Source organism: Stappia indica (genome assembly GCF_001696535.1).
Taxonomy (GTDB): domain Bacteria; phylum Pseudomonadota; class Alphaproteobacteria; order Rhizobiales; family Stappiaceae; genus Stappia; species Stappia indica.
In genome coordinates, this window is sequence record NZ_MBQE01000004.1 from 590,016 (window position 1) to 611,104 (window position 21,089).

The 21,089-nt window shown below is 67.9% G+C and carries 19 protein-coding genes; 8 read left to right on the plus strand and 11 right to left on the minus strand.

Features of this window, described 5'->3' with window-relative positions; genetic code table 11:
- Positions 1-99 precede the first annotated feature (99 nt).
- Positions 100-1,230, minus strand: a complete 1,131-nt coding sequence (locus BBX35_RS16905; protein ID WP_067222357.1) for a saccharopine dehydrogenase family protein — start codon at positions 1,228-1,230, stop codon at positions 100-102.
- A gap of 269 nt (positions 1,231-1,499) precedes the next feature.
- Between BBX35_RS16905 and cueR the strand changes: the two genes are divergently transcribed.
- Both cueR and BBX35_RS16915 read left to right on the plus strand, forming a co-directional pair.
- A complete protein-coding gene (cueR, locus tag BBX35_RS16910; RefSeq protein WP_067222360.1) occupies positions 1,500-1,913 on the plus strand; it encodes a Cu(I)-responsive transcriptional regulator in 414 nt (137 codons plus the stop codon).
- The gene (locus tag BBX35_RS16915; RefSeq protein ID WP_244271647.1) at positions 1,910-2,329 is read left to right on the plus strand and encodes a c-type cytochrome; all 420 of its coding nucleotides are present in this window, start codon (positions 1,910-1,912) and stop codon (positions 2,327-2,329) included. Before cueR ends, BBX35_RS16915 begins: the two co-directional genes overlap by 4 nt.
- Positions 2,330-2,342: 13 nt before the next feature.
- Here BBX35_RS16915 and BBX35_RS16920 read toward each other — a convergent pair whose 3' ends face one another.
- From BBX35_RS16920 to paaN, 6 genes are all read right to left on the minus strand, one after another.
- The gene (locus tag BBX35_RS16920; protein WP_067222362.1) at positions 2,343-3,065 is read right to left on the minus strand and encodes an ABC transporter ATP-binding protein; all 723 of its coding nucleotides are present in this window, start codon (positions 3,063-3,065) and stop codon (positions 2,343-2,345) included.
- Positions 3,052-3,852, minus strand: a complete 801-nt coding sequence (locus BBX35_RS16925) for an ABC transporter ATP-binding protein (RefSeq protein ID WP_067222365.1) — start codon at positions 3,850-3,852, stop codon at positions 3,052-3,054. The genes BBX35_RS16920 and BBX35_RS16925 overlap by 14 nt, the downstream gene beginning before the upstream one ends.
- Positions 3,849-4,796 carry a branched-chain amino acid ABC transporter permease gene (locus BBX35_RS16930; RefSeq protein ID WP_067222368.1) on the minus strand — a complete coding sequence of 316 codons (948 nt, stop codon included), beginning with the start codon at positions 4,794-4,796 and terminating at the stop codon, positions 3,849-3,851. The genes BBX35_RS16925 and BBX35_RS16930 overlap by 4 nt, the downstream gene beginning before the upstream one ends.
- A gap of 2 nt (positions 4,797-4,798) precedes the next feature.
- Positions 4,799-5,671 carry a branched-chain amino acid ABC transporter permease gene (locus BBX35_RS16935; protein WP_067222370.1) on the minus strand — a complete coding sequence of 291 codons (873 nt, stop codon included), beginning with the start codon at positions 5,669-5,671 and terminating at the stop codon, positions 4,799-4,801.
- A 125-nt stretch (positions 5,672-5,796) separates the two neighbouring features.
- Positions 5,797-6,897: an ABC transporter substrate-binding protein gene (locus tag BBX35_RS16940; protein WP_228188266.1), complete on the minus strand. Its 1,101-nt coding sequence runs from the start codon at positions 6,895-6,897 to the stop codon at positions 5,797-5,799.
- Between the two features lie 153 nt (positions 6,898-7,050).
- Positions 7,051-8,712, minus strand: coding sequence for a phenylacetic acid degradation protein PaaN (paaN, locus tag BBX35_RS16945; RefSeq protein WP_067222373.1), 1,662 nt, complete (start codon positions 8,710-8,712; stop codon positions 7,051-7,053).
- 337 nt (positions 8,713-9,049) lie between these two features.
- On the opposite strand from paaN, the gene paaG reads away from it, so the two are divergent.
- The 4 genes from paaG to BBX35_RS16965 all read left to right on the plus strand — a co-directional run bounded on the left by paaG (position 9,050) and on the right by BBX35_RS16965 (position 12,466).
- A complete protein-coding gene (gene paaG, locus BBX35_RS16950) occupies positions 9,050-9,919 on the plus strand; it encodes a 2-(1,2-epoxy-1,2-dihydrophenyl)acetyl-CoA isomerase PaaG (protein ID WP_067222376.1) in 870 nt (289 codons plus the stop codon).
- Positions 9,920-9,921: 2 nt separating this feature from the next.
- Entirely contained in the window at positions 9,922-10,386 is a 465-nt protein-coding gene (gene paaI / locus BBX35_RS16955) for a hydroxyphenylacetyl-CoA thioesterase PaaI (RefSeq protein ID WP_067222386.1), read from the plus strand.
- Positions 10,387-10,476: 90 nt separating this feature from the next.
- Positions 10,477-11,787 carry a phenylacetate--CoA ligase PaaK gene (paaK, locus tag BBX35_RS16960; RefSeq protein ID WP_067222388.1) on the plus strand — a complete coding sequence of 437 codons (1,311 nt, stop codon included), beginning with the start codon at positions 10,477-10,479 and terminating at the stop codon, positions 11,785-11,787.
- A gap of 76 nt (positions 11,788-11,863) precedes the next feature.
- Entirely contained in the window at positions 11,864-12,466 is a 603-nt protein-coding gene (locus BBX35_RS16965) for a TetR/AcrR family transcriptional regulator (RefSeq protein ID WP_067222391.1), read from the plus strand.
- A 44-nt stretch (positions 12,467-12,510) separates the two neighbouring features.
- Here the strand turns inward: BBX35_RS16965 and BBX35_RS16970 are convergent, their stop codons facing one another.
- Positions 12,511-14,037, minus strand: coding sequence for a LysM peptidoglycan-binding domain-containing protein (locus BBX35_RS16970; protein ID WP_067222393.1), 1,527 nt, complete (start codon positions 14,035-14,037; stop codon positions 12,511-12,513).
- 195 nt (positions 14,038-14,232) lie between these two features.
- Here BBX35_RS16970 and BBX35_RS16975 point away from each other — a divergent pair, with 195 nt between their 5' ends.
- The gene (locus BBX35_RS16975; protein WP_067222396.1) at positions 14,233-14,874 is read left to right on the plus strand and encodes an LOG family protein; all 642 of its coding nucleotides are present in this window, start codon (positions 14,233-14,235) and stop codon (positions 14,872-14,874) included.
- Positions 14,875-14,961: 87 nt separating this feature from the next.
- Here the strand turns inward: BBX35_RS16975 and BBX35_RS23940 are convergent, their stop codons facing one another.
- Genes BBX35_RS23940 through BBX35_RS16990 form a run of 3 tightly spaced genes read right to left on the minus strand, consistent with a single transcriptional unit; the run spans position 14,962 to position 20,226 of the window.
- Positions 14,962-18,546: an efflux RND transporter permease subunit gene (locus tag BBX35_RS23940; RefSeq protein WP_067222399.1), complete on the minus strand. Its 3,585-nt coding sequence runs from the start codon at positions 18,544-18,546 to the stop codon at positions 14,962-14,964.
- Positions 18,543-19,646: an efflux RND transporter periplasmic adaptor subunit gene (locus tag BBX35_RS16985; protein WP_067222401.1), complete on the minus strand. Its 1,104-nt coding sequence runs from the start codon at positions 19,644-19,646 to the stop codon at positions 18,543-18,545. The genes BBX35_RS23940 and BBX35_RS16985 overlap by 4 nt, the downstream gene beginning before the upstream one ends.
- A 25-nt stretch (positions 19,647-19,671) precedes the next feature.
- Positions 19,672-20,226: a PadR family transcriptional regulator gene (locus tag BBX35_RS16990; protein ID WP_067222403.1), complete on the minus strand. Its 555-nt coding sequence runs from the start codon at positions 20,224-20,226 to the stop codon at positions 19,672-19,674.
- A 435-nt stretch (positions 20,227-20,661) separates the two neighbouring features.
- Between BBX35_RS16990 and BBX35_RS16995 the strand changes: the two genes are divergently transcribed.
- Positions 20,662-21,063: a hypothetical protein gene (locus BBX35_RS16995; RefSeq protein ID WP_244271648.1), complete on the plus strand. Its 402-nt coding sequence runs from the start codon at positions 20,662-20,664 to the stop codon at positions 21,061-21,063.
- The last annotated feature ends 26 nt before the right edge of the window (positions 21,064-21,089 follow it).

Here is a 21,089-nt window from a genome sequence, read left to right on the forward strand (position 1 = left end):
CCGAAGCAGGGCGTCACATGGGTATTGTATTGATATGAGTTAAAAAAATGGCGGTGCCAGGCACCGCCATGCGATTTTTCTTCTCGAAAGTCCTTCAGCTCACGCCGCGCTGCGTCTCGCCTCTGCCGGCATGGCACCGAGCGCGCCGCTGTCCTGGCCGTAGGCGCGGCCGAAACGGTTGGCGAGGAAGGCGTGGAGCGGGATCGCCTCCTGCGTGACGAAGCCGCGTGCCGGCAGCGTTCCGTCGCGCAACATGTCCAGTGTTGCGCAGATCCCCGAGGCGGTTGTGATCTGGATCGCGCTCCAGGTCTCGCCGGCGACATCCTGCGCCGTCACCCGGTACACCGCCGACATCTGCTCGCGCTGGTCGCCGCGCCGGCCGGAGGCGGTGATGAACACCAGAACCACGTCCTGCCGGGTGATCGGGACGGCGGTTTCCAGAACGTCGCGCATCAGGTCGCGCCGGTCCTTGAGGCCGAGGTCGGTCAGCAGCAGCCGCATGATGTCGCGGTGGCCGGGATAGCGCACGGTGAGATAGCGCAGGTTGCGCACGCGCCCTTCCAACGTCTCGGCGAGGGACCCGAGGCCGCCGGACGTGTTGAACGCCTCGTAGTCGATGCCGTCCAGCGAGAAGGTCTCGTAGCCCTCCAGCGGCTGCAACAGCGCCCGCTCACCATCGAGCACCGCCTCGCAGGGATTGCAGTATTCGTTGATGAGGCCGTCGGTCGACCAGGTGAGATTGTATTTCAGCGCGTTGGTGGGATAGCGGGGCAGGGCGCCGACCCGCAGGGTCAGGTTCTCCAGCGCGTCGAAGCGGCCGGCAAGATCATGCGCGGCGATGGAGACGAAGCCCGGCGCCAGGCCGCATTGCGGGGCGAAGGCCGTCTGCGCGCCCTCGGCGAGCGCCTTCACGGCCTTGGTCGAGGCGACGTCCTCGGTCAGGTCGAGATAATGCGCACCGGCGCGCTTGGCCGCGCGCGCAATGGTCTGGGTGAGGAAGAACGGGGCAGCCGACAGCACCGCGCGCTGCCCGGCAAGCGCCGCGACCAGCGCCTCCTCGTCGGCGACATCGACCTGCGCCACGGCAATGTCCGGACGCCGTGCGGCGGCAAGCGCGGCCGCATCCCGGTCGGCGATGGTGACGCGGTAGTCGCCGGTGGCGGCGAGCAGGGCTGCGATGGTGCGGCCGATCTTTCCCGCACCGACGATGAGCACCGGCCAGACAGTCATGATGGAACTCTCCTCTGGATGTTGTTTCCATGAGGATATCCCGGACCATGTCCGGGCATCAGGACACAGTGCGCCGACGGTGGCTCGCTTTCCGGTGAAATGCCGGTCGGTTCGACGAAACGTCGGAACAGGAAAGCGCGGGTCGTGCGGGACGGGCAGGCTGGCATGGGAACCCGCGAATCTGCTCGGTGAGGGGTTGCCCGTGCTTGACCTTCCACCCGCTGGAAGGTGCATCATGACTGCAATCGGGATCAAATGTCGGACATGCCATGAACATCGGAGAGGCTGCGGCTCTCGCCAACCTGCCGCCCAAGACCATTCGCTATTACGAGGAAATCGAGCTGATCCGCCCGGCGCGGGCCGGCAACGGCTATCGCGATTATTCGGAGACGGACATCCACCGGCTGCAGTTCCTGCAGCGCGCGCGCAGCCTCGGCTTCACCATCGAGGAATGCCGCGTGCTGCTGTCGCTCTACGACGACGAGCACCGGGCGAGCGCCGATGTGCGCGCGGTCGCGATCGAGAAGATCGGCGAGGTGGAGCGCAAGATCGCCGAACTGCGCTCGATGAAGGCAACGCTGACCCGGCTGGTGGACTCCTGCCATGGCGACGCGCGGCCGGACTGCCCGATCCTCGAGGATCTGGCGAGAGGCAGCGGGCCGTCCTGCGGCGGCCACTCGTGATTTCGCCAAAGGGCCTGCTTCTCGGCGGGGCCGCCCTTGCTGTCGCAGCGCTCGTCGTGGTCCTGCGTCCGCAGCCCGAACCCGAGCCGCAGCCTGCATCTGCCATGGCGGAGGTGAGCGTGCCGGAGCTGTCGGGTCTTGCCGCCGAGGGCAGAACCGCCTTCGATGCCCTTTGCGCGAGCTGCCACGGTGAAAACGCGGCCGGACGGCAGGGGATCGCTCCGCCGCTGGTCCATGTCATCTACGAGCCGGGGCACCACGCCGACGGGGCTTTCCTGCTGGCGGCAACGCGCGGCGTTCGCCAGCACCACTGGACGTTCGGCGACATGCCGCCCGTGCCCGAGGCGAGCCCGCAGGATGTCGCCGCGATCATCGCCTATGTGCGGGAGCTGCAGCGCGCCAACGGCATCTTTTGAGCCGGGTCCCGCCTCAGACGCCGAGATAGGCCTCGCGCACCCGCTCGTCGGCCAGCAGCGCTTCGCCCTTGCCCTCCATCGCGATCTCGCCGGTCTCGATGACATAGCCGCGCGTGGCGATGGATAGGGCCGCGAAGGCGTTCTGCTCCACCAGGAACACAGTGACGCCATCCTCGCGGTTCAGCCGCTGGATGATCTCGAAGACCTGATCGACCAGCACCGGGGCAAGGCCCATCGACGGCTCGTCGAGCAGCAGCAGCTTCGGCCGGCTCATCAGGGCGCGGCCGATGGCCAGCATCTGCTGCTGGCCGCCGGACAGGCCGCCGGCCGGGTTCCTGCGCCGCTCCTTCAGCACCGGGAAGAGATCGTAGACCCGCTCCAGGTCCGAGGCGATCTCCGCGTCCTTGCGCAGATAGGCGCCGAGGCGGAGGTTGTCCTCGATGGCGAGCGGCGCGAAGATCTGCCGGCCCTCCGGCACCTGGGCGATGCCGGCTGCGACCCGCGCATGCGGGCTGGCGCGCGAGATGTCGCGTCCCTGGAACGACAGGCTGCCGCCGGTCATCGGCTGGACACCGGAAATGGTGCGCAGCAAGGTGGTCTTGCCGGCGCCGTTGCCGCCGACCAGAGCGACGATCTCGCCGGAGGCGACGCTGAGGGAGACGCCGTGCAGGGCCTCGATCCGCCCGTAGGAGGACCGCAGCGTTTCGACGCGCAGAAGCGGATCAGTCGAGTGCAAGGTTGGCCTCCCGCGTGCCGTGGGTTCCAAGATAGGCCTCGATCACCTTCGGGTTGGACCGGATCTCGGTTGCCGAGCCCTCGGCCAGCACCCGGCCCTGATCGAGCACCAGGATGCGGTCGGAGATGCGCATGACGAGCTTCATGTCGTGTTCGACCAGCACCACGGCGACGCCATCGTCGGCGATCTTGCGGATCAGCTTCTCGATTTCCTCGGTCTCGACCGGATTGCACCCGGCGGCCGGCTCGTCGAGCAGCAGCGCCTTCGGCTCGGCCGCGAGCGCGCGGGCGATCTCAAGGCGCTTCAAGGCGCCGTAGGAGAGGTTGGCGGCCGGAATGTCGGCTTGCGCGGAAAGTCCGACGCGCGCCAGCAGGGCATCGGCGATCTCCGCGCTCTCCCGGTTCTGGCGGCCGGTGGAGGGGAGGGCGAGCAGGTGGGCGAGCAGCCCTCGCTTTTCGCGCAGGTGCCGGCCGACCATGACGTTTTCCCGCGCGGTCATGCGGAAGAAGACCTGCAGGTTCTGGAAGGTGCGCGACAACCCGCGTTCGGCGAGCCGGTTGGGCTCCAGCGCGGTGACGGGCTCGCCCGCCAGATGGACGCTGCCGGCCTTCGGCGTGTAGACGCCCGAGACCAGGTTGAACAGCGTGGTCTTGCCGGCGCCGTTGGGGCCGATGATCGAGAAGACTTCGCCGGCCCGTGCCGTGAAGCTGACCTGATCGACGGCACGTACGCCGCCGAAGGCGATGCCGATCTCGCTCACCGAAAGAAGAGGCGTTGTGGTGCTCACTTGTTCCGCCTCCCTTGGAAGAACGCGGCGATGCTCGGCACGATGCCGGCGCGCAGCACGATCATGATCACCATCATGATGAGGCCGAGGATCATGTGTTCGTAGTCGTGGAAGCCGGTCAGCGCCTGCGGCAGCACGACGAGGATGGCGGCGCCCGCAACCGAGCCGAGGATCGAGCCCATGCCGCCGAGTACGACCATGGTGACGAGCTCGATGGAGTGCAGGAAGTTGGCCTTGTCCGGCGTCACGAAGCCGTTGACCAGGGCCAGCGTCGAGCCGGCGACCGAGGCGTAGACGGCCGAGATGACGAAGACGGTCAGCTTGGCGCGGGCGACGTCGATGCCGGCGACCCGTGCGGCGACCTCGGAATCGTGCAGCGCTCTCAAGGCCCGGCCCGTCGGGCTGGCGACGAGATTGCAGGCGATCCAGGCGCCGATCACCAGCAGGCCGCCGCTGATCCAGTACCAGGTGTCGGCGCCGCGCACCCGCCAGCCAAAGACGGTGAGGCGCTCGACTGGCATGCCGTCGGGCCCGCCGGTCAGCCAGGCCTCGTTGGAGATCGTCATGGCGATCAGGATGCCGAAGCCGAGCGTCGCTACGGCGAGGTAGTGGCCCTTGAGCCGCAGGATCGGCCGGCCGACGAGGAAGGCGATGGCGGCGGTGGCAACGGCACCGGCCAGCACCGCGACCAGCGGATGCAGGCCGACCTGCGGCGGCAGCACCGCGACGGCATAGGCGCCGATGCCGAAGAAGCCGGCATGGCCGAGGCTCACCTGGCCGGCATAGCCCATCAGCAGGTTGAGGCCGATGACGGCGAGCGCCGAGATCCACACCAGCGCCGCGACGCGGTAGTAGAAGTTGGAGGGCATCGCGAAGGACAGCGCGACGACCAGCAGCGCGATCACCAGCGGAACGGCAAGGCGATGGGAAAGGAGCTTGCCCATGGTCACACGCGCTCCACGCTGGCCTTGCCGAACAGGCCGCCCGGCAGGGCGAAGAGCACGACGAGGATGACGATGAAGGCGATGGCGTCCTTGTAGGTGGACGAGATGTAGCCGGCGCCGAGCGCTTCCAGCAGGCCGACGGCCAGTCCGCCGACCACCGCGCCGAGCGGATTGCCCATGCCGCCGAGCATGGCCGCGGCAAAGCCCTTGAGCGCCAGCAGCATGCCGACGTCGTAGCTGGTCAGGGTGATCGGGGTGACGAGGATGCCGGCAATGGCGCCGATGGCCGCCGACATGACGAAGGACAAGCCCATCACGAAGGAGGTGTTGATGCCGACGAGACGCGCGGCCAGCCGGTTCGCCGCCGTTGCCAGCACGGCCTTGCCGATCAGCGTGCGGTTGAAGAAGGCCCAGAGCAGCACGACGATCACCGCCGCCCCGCCGAGCACCCAGAAGCTCTGGGGCAGGATCGCGGCGCCGCCGAAGCGGATCGGCGTGTCGCCGGAAAAGGCGGGAAGCGAGTGGAACTGCTTGTCGAACACCACCTGGGCAAGGCCGCGCAGGAAGATCGAGGCGCCGATGGTGATGATGATCAGGGTCACGGGCGAGGCGCCGCGCGCCGGCTCGATGGCCAGCCGGTGCAGCAGCAGCCCGACCATCATCGCGACGAGGATGGCGCCGATCACGGCCAGCGGCAGCGGCACGCCGGCGGCGGTGGCGAAGACCGTGGTCATGCCGCCGATCATGACGAACTCGCCTTGCGCGAAGTTCACCACGTCGGAGGCGTTGTAGATGATGGTGAAACCGAGCGCGACCAGCGCGTAGACCGCGCCGACCGTCAGACCGGAAACACAGAATTGCAGCAACTCGGGCATGGGTCCGCCGTCAGCTTGCCCGCGCCGTCGATGCGGCGGCCGGGCCGGGGGCCTTCGATGTCGTGAGCAGGAGCCCCGCCGCGCGCCGGAACTGGCCGGGCGCGCGGCGGGGGAGGGCTTGCGCCTTATTCGGCGAGCGTCCAGTCGCCGCCGCGGATTTCCAGCATGCGGAACGCGGTCAGGTCGAGGCCCATGTGGTCTTCCGGCGACATGTTGACGACACCGGCGGTGCCCATGAAGCCCGAGGTCTTCTCGATCTCGTCGCGGATCGCCTTGGGATCCTCGGAGCCGGCGCGCTTCATCGCCTCGACCAGGATCATCAGGCCGTCATAGGCGTGGCCGCCGAAGGTCGACACGGGCAGGCCGGTCTTTTCCTCGTACATCGACTTGTAGCCGGTGACGACGGCCTTCTGCGGATCGCTGTCCGGCAGCTTGTCGGCGACCAGAAGCGCGGAAGCGGGAAGCCGCACGCCCTCGGCCGCATCGCCGGCCAGGTCGATGAAGGACTTCGAGGCAACGCCGTGGCTCTGGTACAGCGGCACCTCGATGCCGAGCTGCTTGTAGTTGCGCGTCACGATGGCCGGGCCCTGGCCGAAGCCGGGGTTGATCACCGCCTGCACGCCGGCAGCGTTCTTGATGTTGGTCAGCTGCGGCGTCATGTCGGAGTCGCTCGGACCGTAGGTCTCGTCGGCGACGATCTCGATGCCGTAATTGCCGACCACCTCGAGGCACTGCTCGCGCATCGACTTGCCGAAGCCGCCGGTGCCCGAGATCATGCCGATCTTGGCAAGGCCCTTGGCCTGCATGTCCGCGAAGATCTTCTCGCAGGCCATGCGGTCGGTATGCGGGGTCTTGAAGGTGAACTCCTTGACCGGGTCGATCACGACCACGGCGCCGGCGAGCGAGATGAAGGGGATGCCCGCATCCTCGAAGACCGGGATCATCGCCATCGTCGTGCCGGTGGTGGAGCCGCCGACCACCGCGACGACCTCGTCGTCCTCCACCAGGCGGGTGGCGAAGGTGCGCGCCTTGTTGGCGTCGGCGCTGTCGTCATAGACGATCAGCTCGAGCTGCTTGCCGTTGACGCCGCCTTCGGCGTTCAGCTTCTCGACGTACATTTCCAGCGTCTTGGCCTCGGGATCGCCGAGGAAGGACGCGGGGCCCGTGACCGACAGCGAGGCGCCGATCTTGATGGTGTCGGCCGCCGCAGGGGCCGCCCAGACCATGGCGACACCGGCCAGCAGGGCCGCGCCACGGATGCATTTTCCGAAAACTGCCATTCTTGTTTCCTCCCACAGGTCCAGTGCAGTCTGTTTCCGGTCTCCCGTTCGGAAAGCAGGGGCCGGGGGCAAACGTGTCGCCGGCCGGCCCGTCCGTTCCTACGCCGCGACCGGGCGGCGCATCGCTGCCACGCGGAAGCGGTTGGCGACGAAAGCGCTGTCGCACAGACAGGCATTGCCGGCCGGGTTCGCTCCGGTGACGTGATAGTCGGAATAGGCGGCGGACTGGTTCACGAAGATGCCGCCGGTCAGGTTGACCGAAAGCGCCACGCCGGCATCGGCGAAGGCGTCGGCCGCCTTGTCGATCACGGTCTCGTCCGTCGCATAGAGCGCCGCAGTGATCGCGCCGCGCGCCTTGGCCGAGCCGGCCGCACGGGCGATCGCGTCCTCCGCGCTGTCGGTGGCTATCACGAAGCTGATCGGCCCGAAGCGCTCCTCCAGATAGGCGGCCTCGTCCGCGGCATCGACCGCCAGCACGAGCGGGGTCGCCGAGCGGGCGCCGTCCATGCCCTCGACCGGGGTGCTGTCGCGCAGCACCTTGCCGAGCTTGCGGGCCTCGGCCACGCGCTCCAGCGTCGCCTCGCTCTGCACGGCGCCGAGCACGCCGGCCGCGCGCTGGGGATCGCCCAGCAGCTTGTCGACGGCGGTCGCGATGGCGCCGGCCACCTCGTCGAAGCTCTTGTGACCCTCGTCCGTGTCGATGCCGTCGCGCGGCACGAAAATGTTCTGCGGCGCGGTGCACATCTGCCCGGAATAGAGCGAGAGCGAGAAGGCGATGTTGCCGGCCATGCCGCGCATCGACGGCGTGCCGGTGATGACGATGGAGTTGACGCCGGCTTCCTCGGTATAGACCAGCTTGCCCTTGGCGTTCTCGCGCACCCAGGCGCCGAAGGCCGGCGAGCCGGTGAAGTCGATGATGGCGACGTCCGGATGGGTGACCAGCTCCTTGGTCAGCGGCTTGTCGGCGGTGTCCGCGGCAAGCTGCAGCACGTTCGGGTCGAATCCGGCCTCGACAAGCACCTCGCGGCCGATCTTGATCGTCAGCGCCAGCGGCAGGATCGCGCCCGGATGCGGCTTGACGATCACCGGGTTGCCGGTCGCAAGGCTGGCGAAGAGGCCCGGATAGCTGTTCCAGGTCGGGAAGGTGGCGCAGCCGATGACCAGCGCCGGACCGCGCGGCACGATGCGGAACTGCTTGTCCAGCACCAGCGGGTCCTTCGGGCCCTGAGGCTTTTCCCAGCGCACGGCGCCGGGAATGCGGCTCATCTCGTCATAGGCATAAGCGACGGCCTCGAGACCGCGGTCCTGCGCATGCGGGCCGCCGGCCTGGAACGCCATCATGAAGGCCTGGCCGGACGTATGCATCACCGCATTGGCGAACAGGAAGCTCAGCCGGTTGATGCGGTGCAGGATCTCCAGGCAGACGCCGGCGCGCGCTTCCGCGCTTGCCTTGCCCCAGCCGTCCATCGCGGCCTTGGCGGCGGCAACGGCCATGTCCGGGGTGGTTTCGGGATAGGTGACGCCGAGATCGAGGCCGAAGGGGCTGACCTCGTGGCCGACATGACCGCCGGTCGTCGGCTGGTCCAGCTCGAACGGCTTGCCGAGCAGGGCCTTGAAGGTGGCCTCGCCGTCGTCCTTCGCGCTCTCGCCGTAGATCTTGCCGGAGGGCATTTCCGGATAGGCGGACCAGTAGCCGCGGCTACGGATGGTCTCCACCGCCTTGTCGAGGGTCGCCTTGTGCGTGTCGAAGAATGCGGCCATGACCGTCTCCTTGCGTGACGCGCTGGCCGGGACGCATGCCGACAGGGTCCCGTCTTGCGGGAACCGCTGGCGTTTTCCTCCCGGCGGACGCGCCGCCTTTGTCTTGCCCGCCTCTCCGGTCGCGTCCAGGTCCTGCCGGATTGCGATGCCACGGGGCGGGTCGGTTCGTTGGTCCGGACGTGATTGACAGCGCCCGATTGACGATCATAATAATTGACCGACCGGTTGGTCAGTCAAGTGAAAAATCACGAGGACGACCGGTACGCGTCACGACGGGGGAGGGCACCTGCGGGTGGATCCACGTCGCGGCGGCGGCACCGGCGCAACGGGAGGGCGCATGCAAACCGAGACTTCTGCAGCTCATGGCGGGGCGGAGCCCGCGCCCGTCCTGGTCGAGCGCGAGGGCGGCGTTCTCGTCGTCACGCTGAACCGGCCGGACAAGCTGAACTCCTTCAACGAGGCGATGCATGCCGCGCTGCGCGAGGCGATGGACGTTGCCGAGAACGATGCGGAGATCCGCTGCGTGCTGCTGACCGGCGCCGGGCGCGGCTTCTGCGCGGGCCAGGACCTCAGCGACCGCGTCACCGCGCCGGGCGATGCCCCGCCGGACCTCACCCGCACCATCGAGGCGAACTACAATCCGCTGCTGCGCCGGCTGAAGGCGCTGCCGAAGCCGGTCGTCTGCGCCGTCAACGGCGTTGCGGCAGGCGCCGGCGCCAACATCGCGCTGGCCTGCGACATCGTCCTCGCCGCCGAAAGCGCAAAATTCATCCAGGCCTTCTCGAAGATCGGCCTCGTGCCCGATTCCGGCGGCACCTGGTCGCTGCCGCGCCTTGTCGGGCTGGCCCGCGCCAAGGCGCTGGCGCTGCTCGCCACCCCGGTTCCCGCCCGCCAGGCGGAGGAATGGGGCATGATCTGGAAGGCGCTGCCCGATGGCGAGCTGATGGGCGAGGCGCGCCGCCTTGCCGGCGAGCTGGCCGCCGCGCCGACCTTCGGCCTCGGCCTCGTCAAGCAGGCGCTGGAAGCCTCGTTCGGCAACGATCTCGATACGCAGCTGGACATGGAACGCGACCTGCAGGGGCTGGCCGGCCGCTCGCCGGACTACGCGGAAGGCGTCGCCGCCTTCATGGCCAAGCGCGCGCCGTCCTTTATCGGCCGCCCGCCCAAGGGCGCGGGCACGGGGTCGGGCACAGGCGGGGAGGCGTGACCATGACCGATACGCAAGCCGCACGACCGGCCGGCAGCATGACACCCGACGAGCTGGCCCGCGCCTGCGCCGATGCCATGTGGGCCGGCGACAAGGCGAGCCAGGGCCTCGGCATGGAGATCCAGGAGGTCGGTCCGGGCCGCGCGGTCATCGCCATGACCGTCAAGGAGGCGATGGTCAACGGCCACGGCATCTGCCACGGCGGCTACATCTTCACGCTGGCGGATTCGGCCTTCGCCTTCGCCTGCAACAGCCACAACCAGAACACGGTGGCGAGCCACTGCGCGGTCAGCTTCCTGCGGCCCGGACGCCTCGGCGAGCGGCTGGTGGCAACGGCCGTGGAGCGCTGGCGCGAGGGGCGCTCGGGCATCACCGACGTGACCGTGACCAATGCGGCCGGCGAGGTCCTGGCCGAGTTCCGCGGCAATTCCCGCACCATCAAGGGCACCCACCTGCCGGTTGAGTGATCGGCAGGAACGACGGATTTCAACAAGAGCGATGACCGCGCGGGGGAAGCGCCCCGTGACGGCACAGGACAATCCGGGAGGATTAGACGCATGTTCGATCTGGCGCCGAAGCCGGGCGATCTCGACCCCATCGAAACCGCCTCTCGCGACGAGATCGCGGCCCTGCAGCTCGACCGGCTGAAGTGGTCGCTGCGTCACGCCTACGAGAACGTTGCCCATTACCGCAAGAGCTTCGACGAGGCCGGCGTCCATCCGGACGACCTGAAGGCCCTCGCCGATCTCGGCAAGTTCCCCTTCACCTACAAGCAGACCCTGCGCGACAACTATCCCTTCGGCATGTATGCCGTGCCGCGCGAGCAGGTGGCCCGCGTCCATGCCTCCTCCGGCACGACCGGCAAGCCGACCGTGGTCGGCTACACCCGCAACGACATCAAGACCTGGGCGACCGTGATGGCCCGCTCGCTGCGCGCCGCCGGCGCCCGGCCGGGCATGATCTGCCATGTCGCCTATGGCTACGGCCTGTTCACCGGCGGTCTCGGCGCCCATTACGGGGCCGAGGAGCTGGGCATGACCGTCGTGCCGATTTCCGGCGGCATGACCGAGCGCCAGGTGTCCCTGATCGAGGACTTCCGCCCCGACGTCATCATGGTGACGCCGTCCTACATGCTGGCGATCCTCGACGAGTACCGCGCGCGCGGCATCGATCCGCGCGAGACCTCGCTGAAGGTCGGTGTCTTCGGCGCCGAGCCCTGGACCAACGCCATGCGCCAGGAGATCGAGGCCGCCTTCGACATGCACGCGGTCGACATCTACGGCCTGTCCGAGGTGATGGGGCCGGGCGTTGCCAACGAGTGCGTCGAGACCAAGGACGGTCTGCACATCTGGGAAGACCATTTCTATCCCGAGATCATCGACCCGGTGACGGGCGAAGTGCTGCCGGACGGCGAGATCGGCGAACTCGTCTTCACCTCGCTGACCAAGGAGGCGATGCCGGTCATCCGCTACCGCACCCGCGACCTGACGCGCCTGCTGCCGGGCACGGCCCGCTCCATGCGGCGGATGGAGAAGGTGACGGGCCGCTCCGACGACATGATGATCCTGCGCGGCGTCAACGTCTTCCCGACGCAGATCGAGGAGCAGCTGCTGCGCGTCGAGGGGCTGGCGCCGCACTACCAGGTGGAATTGACACGCTCCGGCCGGATGGACGAAATGACCGTCCACGTCGAGGCGCTTCCCACCCATGCCGACGATGCGCAGCGCGCGGCCTCCGCGGCCGAGCTGAAGACGCATATCAAGAACGTGATCGGGATCAGCACCCGCATCGCCGTCTCCGACCCGGGCGTGATCGAGCGCTCGATGGGCAAGGCGAAGCGCGTGATCGACAACCGGCCGAAGGCCTGATAGGCCGGCGCCCGCACACCAGCAGCAACGGCCGCGGAACGTTCCGCGGCCGGACCATCCCGGGGGACTGGACCACATGGCACGCCCGCGCGCCGAGGACTACGACGACAAGCGCAAGGCGATCCTGAAGACCTCGGCCGAACTGTTTGCCGAGCACGGGTTCGACCGCGCCTCCATGAACCAGATCGCCCTCGGCTGCGGCGTCTCCAAGGCGCTGCTCTATCACTACTATGCCAACAAGGATGCGCTGCTCTTCGACATCATCCGCGACCATCTGGACGAGCTGATCGCGGCGGTGGAGGAGGGCGCAACGCCGGACATGACCGGCGAGGAGATGCTGCACGGCTATGTGCTGGCGCTGCTCGACGCCTATCGCGACGCCAATGCCGAGCACAAGATCCAGATCAACGAGATGAAGCGGCTGCCGGCCGAGCAGCAGGAGGAGCTGAAGGCGCGCGAGCGTCGCCTCGTGCAGCTGTTCGCCGGCGCGCTGTCCCACGCGGTGCCGCAGCTCGCCGAGCCCGGCTCGACGCTGCTGAAGCCGGTGACCATGAGCCTCTTCGGCATGGTCAACTGGCACTATCTGTGGTTCCGCGAGGGCGGCGCCGTCAGCCGCGCCGACTATGCTCGCATCGCGACGCGCCTCATCCTCGACGGCGCGCGCAGCCTCGCGGCCTGAGCCTTTTCACGCTGTTCGCTGTCTGCCGCGATTCCCGGCGCGCCTCAGCCGCCGGTCGAGCGCGGCGCCGGCCAGTTGCGGTCGCCTTCCGGGATCATGAACACCTGGCCGGGATAGATCAGGTCCGGATTGCGGATCTGGTCCTTGTTGGCCTGGTAGATCGTCGTGTAGCGCACGCCGTCGCCGTAGCGGCGCTGCGAGATGGTCCACAGGTTGTCGCCGGTGCGGATGATCACGCTGGGGATCTGGCGCGTGCCGGCATCGCCGCTGGCGCCGGAGCCCGAGCCGGCCTCGCCGGACAGCGCCACCGGGCGCAGGATGATGGCCTCGTCCGCCGCCTTCTCGAAGGTCACCTCGGCGCGGGCGGTCACGTCGCCCTCGCCGGTGGTGCCCACCTGATCGGCGCGCACGGCCACCTCGCCAGGCTTCACCTCGCCTTCCGTCTCCAGCAGCCAGCGACCCTTGGCATCGGTCTTGGCCTCGCCGACCAGCTGGTTGTCGAGATAGACGCGCACGTCGCGGTTCGGCTGGCCGGAGCCGGCGACGAAGACCTTCTCGTTCTCGGTCTCCACCGCCTCGACGGTGACGGTCGGCGTTGCCGGATCGGCTGCCGTATCGTTAGCCGGCGCGGTGGCCGTATCGGAAGCCTGAGCGGTGTCGGAGGAGGCGTTGCCGCCGGTCGCGGCCGGCTGGTCGCCTGTGGCCGGAGCCGTGGCGGTGTCGCTCGCCTGCGGGGCGGCGGCCACCTGCTGCTCGGCAGTCGCGTCGGCGGTCTGCGGCGCTGCCTGAGGCTCGGACTGGGCCTGAGCCTGAGCCTGGGCCTGAGTTTGCGCTTCCGCGGCCGGCGCAGGCTGCTCGCCCGCCGGTTGCGGCGTGGCGGCTGCGACTGTCTGCGAGCCTGCCGTGTCGGCGGTGGCGGGTGAGTCTGCCGTCTGCTGCGCGGCGGGCTGGTCGCTGCTCGCGGTGCCGGCATCGGCGACCTGCTGCGGCTTCTGCAGCACTTGCGAGGGCGCGCCGGGCTCGTTCAGCATGACGAGAACCTCGCCCTTCGACGAATCCTCCGGCACGGAGACGGCCATCGACTGCTGCGATTCGTTGAGGACCTTGCCGTCGGCGTCGCGCGTTTCCAGCGTCACCGCATGGGCGCCGGGCTTCAGCGGCTGGTCGAGCACGATGGCGAACTCGCCGGCGGCATTGGCGATGCCGCGGCCGATCACCTCGCCATTGGCGAGCAGCGCGATGATGGCGCCGGCTTCCGAGCGGCCGGCGACGACGGCGGAGCCGTCCGGCTCGACGCGCATCAGGTCGAAGGAGGGGACGGCGGCCAGCCGCTCCTCGACGGACTTTCCGCCGATATCGGTGGTTTGCGCGGGCGTTTCGCCCGCCTTGGGCTCTTCGGTCTTCGCGGGCTGCTCGGTCGCCGTCGTCTGCGTCGCCACATCGCCGGCGGCCGGGGCCCCGGCGGTCTGCTGCCCGGGACCCTCGTCCTTCTGCGACAGGTAGTAGCCGGCGGCTCCCGCGCCGGCGAGACCCAGCAGGACAAGAACCTGGATGATGAGTTTCTGCGACATGAAGATCCGCGCTCCCCGCGATTCGCGCCGTGCGGCTAACCTTGCGACACAATATGTGTCAGCGCCCCCGAAATTCCACCGAATGACTATACGCTAAAGCACGAGCCGGCAAGCAAGCCGGCTGTCCTGCGGTGCGCGCGACCCGTTGCATCCCGCCGCTTGACCCGGCCGGTCGCTGCCGTCACATCTAGCCTCATGAAACACGATCACACGTCACCATGCGGCGAGGGTGAAACCCGCCGCCTGAAAACCGTCTGCGTCTATTGCGGCACCGGCGAGGGCGCCGACCCCGCCTATATGGAGGCCGCGCGCGAGCTCGGCCGGATGCTGGCCGCAGAAGGCCTCGGTCTCGTCTATGGCGGCGGCTCGCTCGGCCTGATGGGCGCGGTCGCGAATGCCGCGCTGGAGGCCGGCGGCCATGTCACCGGCGTCATTCCCGCGTTTCTGGAGGAGCGCGAGGTGATGATGCAGGAGGTCAGCGAGCTCGTCGTCACCAGCGACATGCACGAGCGCAAGCGGACGATGTTCGAGCGCGCCGACGGCTTCGTCGCGCTGCCCGGCGGCATCGGCACGCTGGAAGAGGTGGTGGAGATGCTGACCTGGGGCCAGCTCGGCCAGCATTGCAAGCCGGTGGTGCTCGCCGATATCGGCGGCTTCTGGCGGCCGCTGGTCGACCTGCTCGCGCATATGCGCGGCGAAGGGTTCATTCGCGCCGGCTTCGAGGTCGACTACCGGGTGGCGAACAGCGTCGCCGAGATCCTTCCCGCACTGCGCCGGCCGGCCGGAGCGGGCGAGGGCGCCACGGAAGCGGGCGTCGCCGATCTCGAAAAGCTCTGATGTGACAGCGTCCGAGCCAGCGCCTACAAGGCGCTGATACTGGTCAAAAAAAGGGCCCGCAGGTTTTGCCTGCGGACCCTTTTCATATCATTCGGCTGCCTGGGGCAGCGTGTCCGGCGGGATCCTCGGCGGATCCTTGCGCGGCCCGATCGAGGTGACGGTGGCCGAGCCCGGCGCGCCGAAGGCGGCCGAAGCCGGCGTTGCCGGAGCGGCGGGTGTTGTCGCCCGCATTTCTCCGTCGTCGCCGGCCCCGCCGCCCGACCCGCGGTTCCGCCACCTGACGAACATCCGCATCCACACCGTCGGCAGTGCCAGCATGGTCGGGATGACGATCAGCGTCAGGATCGTTGCGAAGCCGAGGCCGAAGATCACCGCCGTCGACAGCTGCACCCACCACACCGCGGTGATCGAGCCGAGCGCGATCACACGGTTGAAGAAGTCGAGGTTGAGCTGCGTCATCATCGGCACGAGGCCGGCGATGGTGGTGATGGTGGTCAGCAGCACCGGCCGGATACGCTGCGCCGAGGTCTTCAGCACCGCCTCCACCGGCTCGATCCCGTCTTCCCGGAAGCGGTTGTAGGTGTCGATCAGCACGATGGCGTTGTTCACCACGATGCCGGCCAGCGCCACCACGCCCGTTCCCGTCATGATGATCGAGAACTTCTGCCCCATCAGCGCCATGCCGAGCAGCACGCCGAACACCGACATGATCACCGTCGAGAGGGTGAGGAAGGTCTGGTAGAAGCTGTTGTACTGGGTCACCAGGATGATGAACATCAGGAACAGCGAGCCGACCATCGCCTTCATCAGGAACTCGCCGGACTCCTTCTGGTCCTCGTCCGCACCGCGGAAGCGGAAGGAGACGGTGTCCGGCCACTGCTGCGTGTCGAGCCAGGCCTGCAGCTCCGCCACCTTGTCGTTGGCGGTCAGCGGCCGGGTGACGCCGTCGGCGGTGGTGATCATATCGGTCATCACCACGTTGGCCTTCACGTCCATCGCATAGAGCCCGTCGCGGCGGGTGATCGTCGTCACCTTCTGCTGCGGCGCCCGGTCGATGAAGTTGGACAGCGGCACCTGGCCGGCCTCCGTCTGCAGGCGCAGGGAGTCGAACCGGTCCAGCGTGCGTTCCGCTTCCGGCAGGCGCACGCGGATGTCCACCTCGTCCTCGGAATCGTCCGGGCGGAACTTGCCGATCAGCACGCCGTTGGTGACGAGCTGCACCATCGACCCGACCGAGCCGATGCCGGCCTGGAACCGGCCCGCCTGTTCGCGGTCGATGGTGATCTGCCACTCGATGCCGGGCAGGGGACGGCTGTCCTCGCGGTCGCGCAGGCTCTCTATGCTGTCGACATGGGCACGCACCTTGGCGACCGTCTCCGTCAGCTCCTGATAGCTGGTGGAGGTGACCTGAAGCCGCAGGTCCTTGCCGGTCGGCGGGCCGCCCTCGATCTCGCGCGTTTCCACGAAGATGCCCGGCAGGTTCGCCGTCCGCTCGCGGATCTCGGCAGCGATCTGCTGCCAGTTCCGCCGGCAGCAATAGTCGGAGAACTCGATGTTGATCTGCGCGATGACGTCGGCCGGCTTGTCCTGGACGCCCATCATCCCGCCGCCGCCGCCACCGCCGCCGGTGGTCACGGACATGACGGCGTTCTTGATGCCCTTCACGTCGATCACCTCGCGCTCGACATCGAGCGCCAGGTCCAGCGCTTCGCGAGCGGAGAAGTTGCCCCGCGCCGAGACCAGAACGATGGCCGAGTTCGGCTCCTCCTCCACGAAGAACTCGACGCCCTGCGAGTTGGCCATGAAGTAGGTGAGGATACCGCCCGACAGGACCACGAGCGCCGCCAGCGTGACGACGTTGCCGAACGGGGTGCCGGCGCAAAAGCTCAGCAGCCGGACATAGATGCCGGTGGCGCCGCGGATCTTCGAGGCGTCGAACTGCTCGCCCGCCGACAGGAGCTTTGCAGCCTCCTGCTCTTCGGCTGCCGCACGCTGCGCGCGGCGCCGGGAGGCGGCGATCAGCGGCTTGAGGCCGAAATAGGCGAGCACACCTGCAGCAAGGGCGGCGATGGCGGCGATCGTCAGGAACACTTCCTTCGGCAGGGGCAGCAGGCCGATGACCGCCGGGTTGGCGAACAGCGCGGCGACGGCAGCGCCGATCAGCAGGGCGACCAGCCATTCGGCATGACGTCCGATCCAGGAGATCGCGCCCGACATCGCCGCACCCGTGACCGGCAGGAACACCAGCGCGGTCAGCAGCGAGGCGCTGAGCACGATGATCACCATGATCGGCAGGTAGCTCATGAACTCGCCCGCCACCCCCGGCCACAGCAGCATGGGCAGGAAGGCGGCCAGCGTCGTCGCCGTCGACGAGGTGATCGGCCAGAACATCAGCTTGGAAGCGCGGATATAGGCTTCCTGCGCGTCCATGCCCTCGGCGACCTTGCGGTCGGCATATTCCACCATGACGATGGCGCCGTCGACCAGCATGCCGACTGTGAGCACGAGGCCGAACATCACCATCGTGTTCACGGTCATGCCGACCGATTGCAGGATCAGGAAGCCGACCATGAACGAGGCGGGGATGGAGATGCCGACCAGCAGCGCCGACTTGAAGCCGAGCGCCCAGACGATCACCACCATGACGAGGAAAATCGCGGTCAGGATCGAGGATTCCAGCGATCCGAGGATCTCGAAGATGTCCTCCGACTTGTCGAGGATGTAGTCGACGCGGATCGTCTCCGGCCAGTCCCTCGTCGCCGCTTCCACCACATCGCGCACCGCGGCGTTGTTCTCGATGATGTTGGTGCCCTTGCGCTTGACCACGTCGATGGAGATCGCCGGATGGCCGTTGACGCGGGTGTAGCTGGTCGGGTCCTTGAAGGTGCGGCGGATCTCGGCGATGTCGCCGAGCGTCACCACGCCTTCGCCGCTCTGCTTGATCGGCAGCGAATAGACGTCGGCGGCGCTCTCGACGAGGCCGGGAACCTTGACGTTGAAGCGGCCCTGACCGTTGTCCAGGAAGCCGGCGGGGACAAGCTGGTTGTTGTTCGACAGCGAGGTCAGCAGCTCCTGCTGGGTGACCTGGTAGGACTCCAGCTTCATGCTGTCGATGACGACCTCGAGCAGCTCCTCCCGGTGACCGGAAAGATCGGCGCTCAGCACGGTCGGAACCGCCTCGATCTCGTCCTTCAGCCGCCGGGCATGCCGGTAGAGCGTGCGCTCCGGCACGTCGCCGGACAGCGCCACGAAGATCGTCGGCATCAAGGCGAAGTTGGTCTCGACGACCGTCGGTTCGTCCGCCTCCGCCGGCAGTTCGGCCTTGGCCTGGTCGACCTTGTCGCGAACATCGGCCAGCGCCTTGTCCTTGTCGAAATCGACGTTGAACTCCAGCACCACGCCGACATGGCCCTCGCCGGAGACCGTGGTGATCTCCTTCAGCCCGTCGAGGCCACGCAGCGCCGTCTCCATCGGTCGTGCGATCAGCCGCTCGGCATCTCCCGGGGAGACGCCCTGCTGGCTGATCGAGACGTAGAACACCGGGATGTCGATGTCCGGATCGGCCTCTTTCGGCACGCCGATATAGGCCATGATGCCGGCCGCGACCATCACCACCATCAGGGTGAGAACGGTCTTCGGCCGCCGCAGGATCGTCTCGAGCATCGAGATCATTGTGCAGCTCCCGCCATGGTGGTCACGGGTTCGACGGTCTGCCCGTCGGTCACATAGTCCTGCCCCGTCACGATCAGCCGTACCGTGTCGGGAAGGCCGCTGACCCAAAGCCCGTCGGTGTCGCCGCCAAGGACGGCGACCGGATGGAAGACCACGCGGTTGTTTTCATCCACCGCCCGCACACCCAGCGTGCCGGCATCGTTGAGGGTCAGCACGCCGGAACTCAGCTTGTGGGCGCGCTCTTCCTTGAGCGGCACGCGCGCCGTGGCGGTGATGCCGTCGAGGATGGAGCCGTCCTTGTTCTCCATCACGATCTCCACCCGGAAGGTGCGGGTGGCCGGGTCTGCCGCCGGCGCGATGTAGCGGATCTTGCCGGTCGCGCTGCCGCCGGTGACCAGCTCGACTTCGGCATCCTGGCCGAGTTCCAGCTTGCCGACGTCGCGCTCGGACACCTGGCCGATGGCCAGCACCGGATCGGCATCGATGATGGTGGCGCATACGCCGCCTACCGCCAGCACCGTGCCGGTGCTGACCATCGGGCTTTCGATCACGCCGGAGATCGGCGCCCTGATCACGGTGCGCGACAGCTCCAGCTGCTCTTCCTCGAGCCGGGCCGTGGCAGCGTCCATCGCGGCCTTGAGCGCGGCGACGCGAGTCTGGGCGGTGAAGCCCTTCTCGTTGAGTTGGGTTGCGGCGGTATAGTCGAGCTCCGCCTGGGCGAGCTGCGCCTTGGCCTCGAGGACCTTGGCCTCGCGCGCGCCCTTGTCGAGCACGCAAAGCACGTCGCCCCTGGCGATCCGCTGGCCTTCGCGGACCGGGCGTTCCGCCACGCGTCCGCCGGTCTCGGCCCGGACTTCGACCCTGGCGTCGGCTTCGGTGCGGCCGCGGATCACCAGGATCGAGCGGCGCGGCTGCGACATGATCTCGCGAACGGCGACGCGGAACGGCTTTTCGGCCGCCTCCTGCGCGCGCTGCGCCGGCGGGGGCGTGCCATCGGGGGAATCGGCCATGCCACCGGCCATAAAGGTTCCCGTCCACATCCAGCCCGCAACGCCGGCGACGATGCCGACTGCGAGAACGTGGGAGAAGCGGATCTTCATTCGGAGGGTCTCCGGCTGTGTTCGTTCACTCTGCCGCCAGGGGGAGGTGCGTGCCGCCGTGTGCGATGTCTTCAAGTCGATGTCGGTTCGCTTCCAGGAAGCGGATGTCTTCGGTCATGCAGTTGCGCCCGTATTCCAGGATGAAGCTTGCGGCCGGGCGCTGGTCGCAGGGCTCTGTTCCAATCGCCTCGAGCTTGGCCAGTTCCTCGCGCAGATGCGCAAGGCGCGCATCGATGGCCCTGGCGATGACCTCGGGGCCCACCAGCTCCGCGCACATGGCGACAAGCAGGAACGGCGAGCGGTAAGAATCGGGGGCCGGCGGCTGGCTGAGATCGCGGATGAACTCGGCCCGGCCGGTCTCGGTGATCGAGTAGACCTTGCGCGACGGCTTGCCGCTCTGGGCCTCCTCGCGCACGGTGACCAGCCCTTCGGCCTCCAGCCGGGCGAGCGCGGGGTAGATCGACCCGAAGCTGGCATCGACGAAATAGCTGTACTTGCCTTCGGTCGACAGCTTGCGGATCTCGTAACCCGTGGCGTCTCCGAAATTCAGGATTGCAAGGCACAGTGTTCTGACGCTCATTCTCGGATTTCCTTCCGCCCTCGCCGGGAGTGTCGGCCCGTCGCCCTGTCGTTGCGGGCGATCTTGTTGTCCAGCCGTTGTCGGTCGCTGTCCTTGCGGTGCGATCCGTCCTTCTGTTCATGGCCTGTCCGTTCCGACCGCGCTTGCGCTTTTCGCCCTTTCAGGGCCTGCTGGCTGCGGACAGTGCCGGTTCGATATATTCTTGAGTATGCATATATCGGATCGATATACTCCCGCCTTATATAGATGGTGATACCTGCCGCACAAGCGCCGCTCGCAGGGTTTTTCGCGGGTCGCAGCATTTTTCGGCACGGCTGCGGCAGTCGACCACGTGGACATTCCGCGCGCCTGCGCCATGTTCTCGACAGGATGGCGTTCAAAGGTGACGGTCAGATGTTCCGGTTGCCTTTACGCTGCAAACGCGAGTGCGGATCCATGACCGACCTGCAAGACACCTCCTCCCGCAAGGCCTCTCGCAAGACTGGCCCCAATACTGGCGGCATCTCCCGCCTGCTGGCCCAGCCCTTCTTCCGGCTTCTGGCGATCAACTGGCTGATCGGCGCCTTTGCCGCCGCAATCGTGCTCGGCGGGCTGATGTGGCTCGACACGGGCGGCCTGCGCAGCCTGATCATGGCCTCCGACCAGCCCTGGCTGCCTGTCGTGGTGCTGCTTGCCGGCCTGATGATCACCCTGTGCTCGGCGGCGATGGGCGCGGCGATCATGGCGCTGCCGTCGGAGCCCGGCGACGACCGCGGGCGCCGGGCGCGCGGCGGGACCCAACTTGCGCTCGAGCCGGCCCTTGTCCCGGTTCCTGTGCGGGTGCGCGAGCGCGGCTGACGCGAAGGCCTTGCATCGGCGCACGG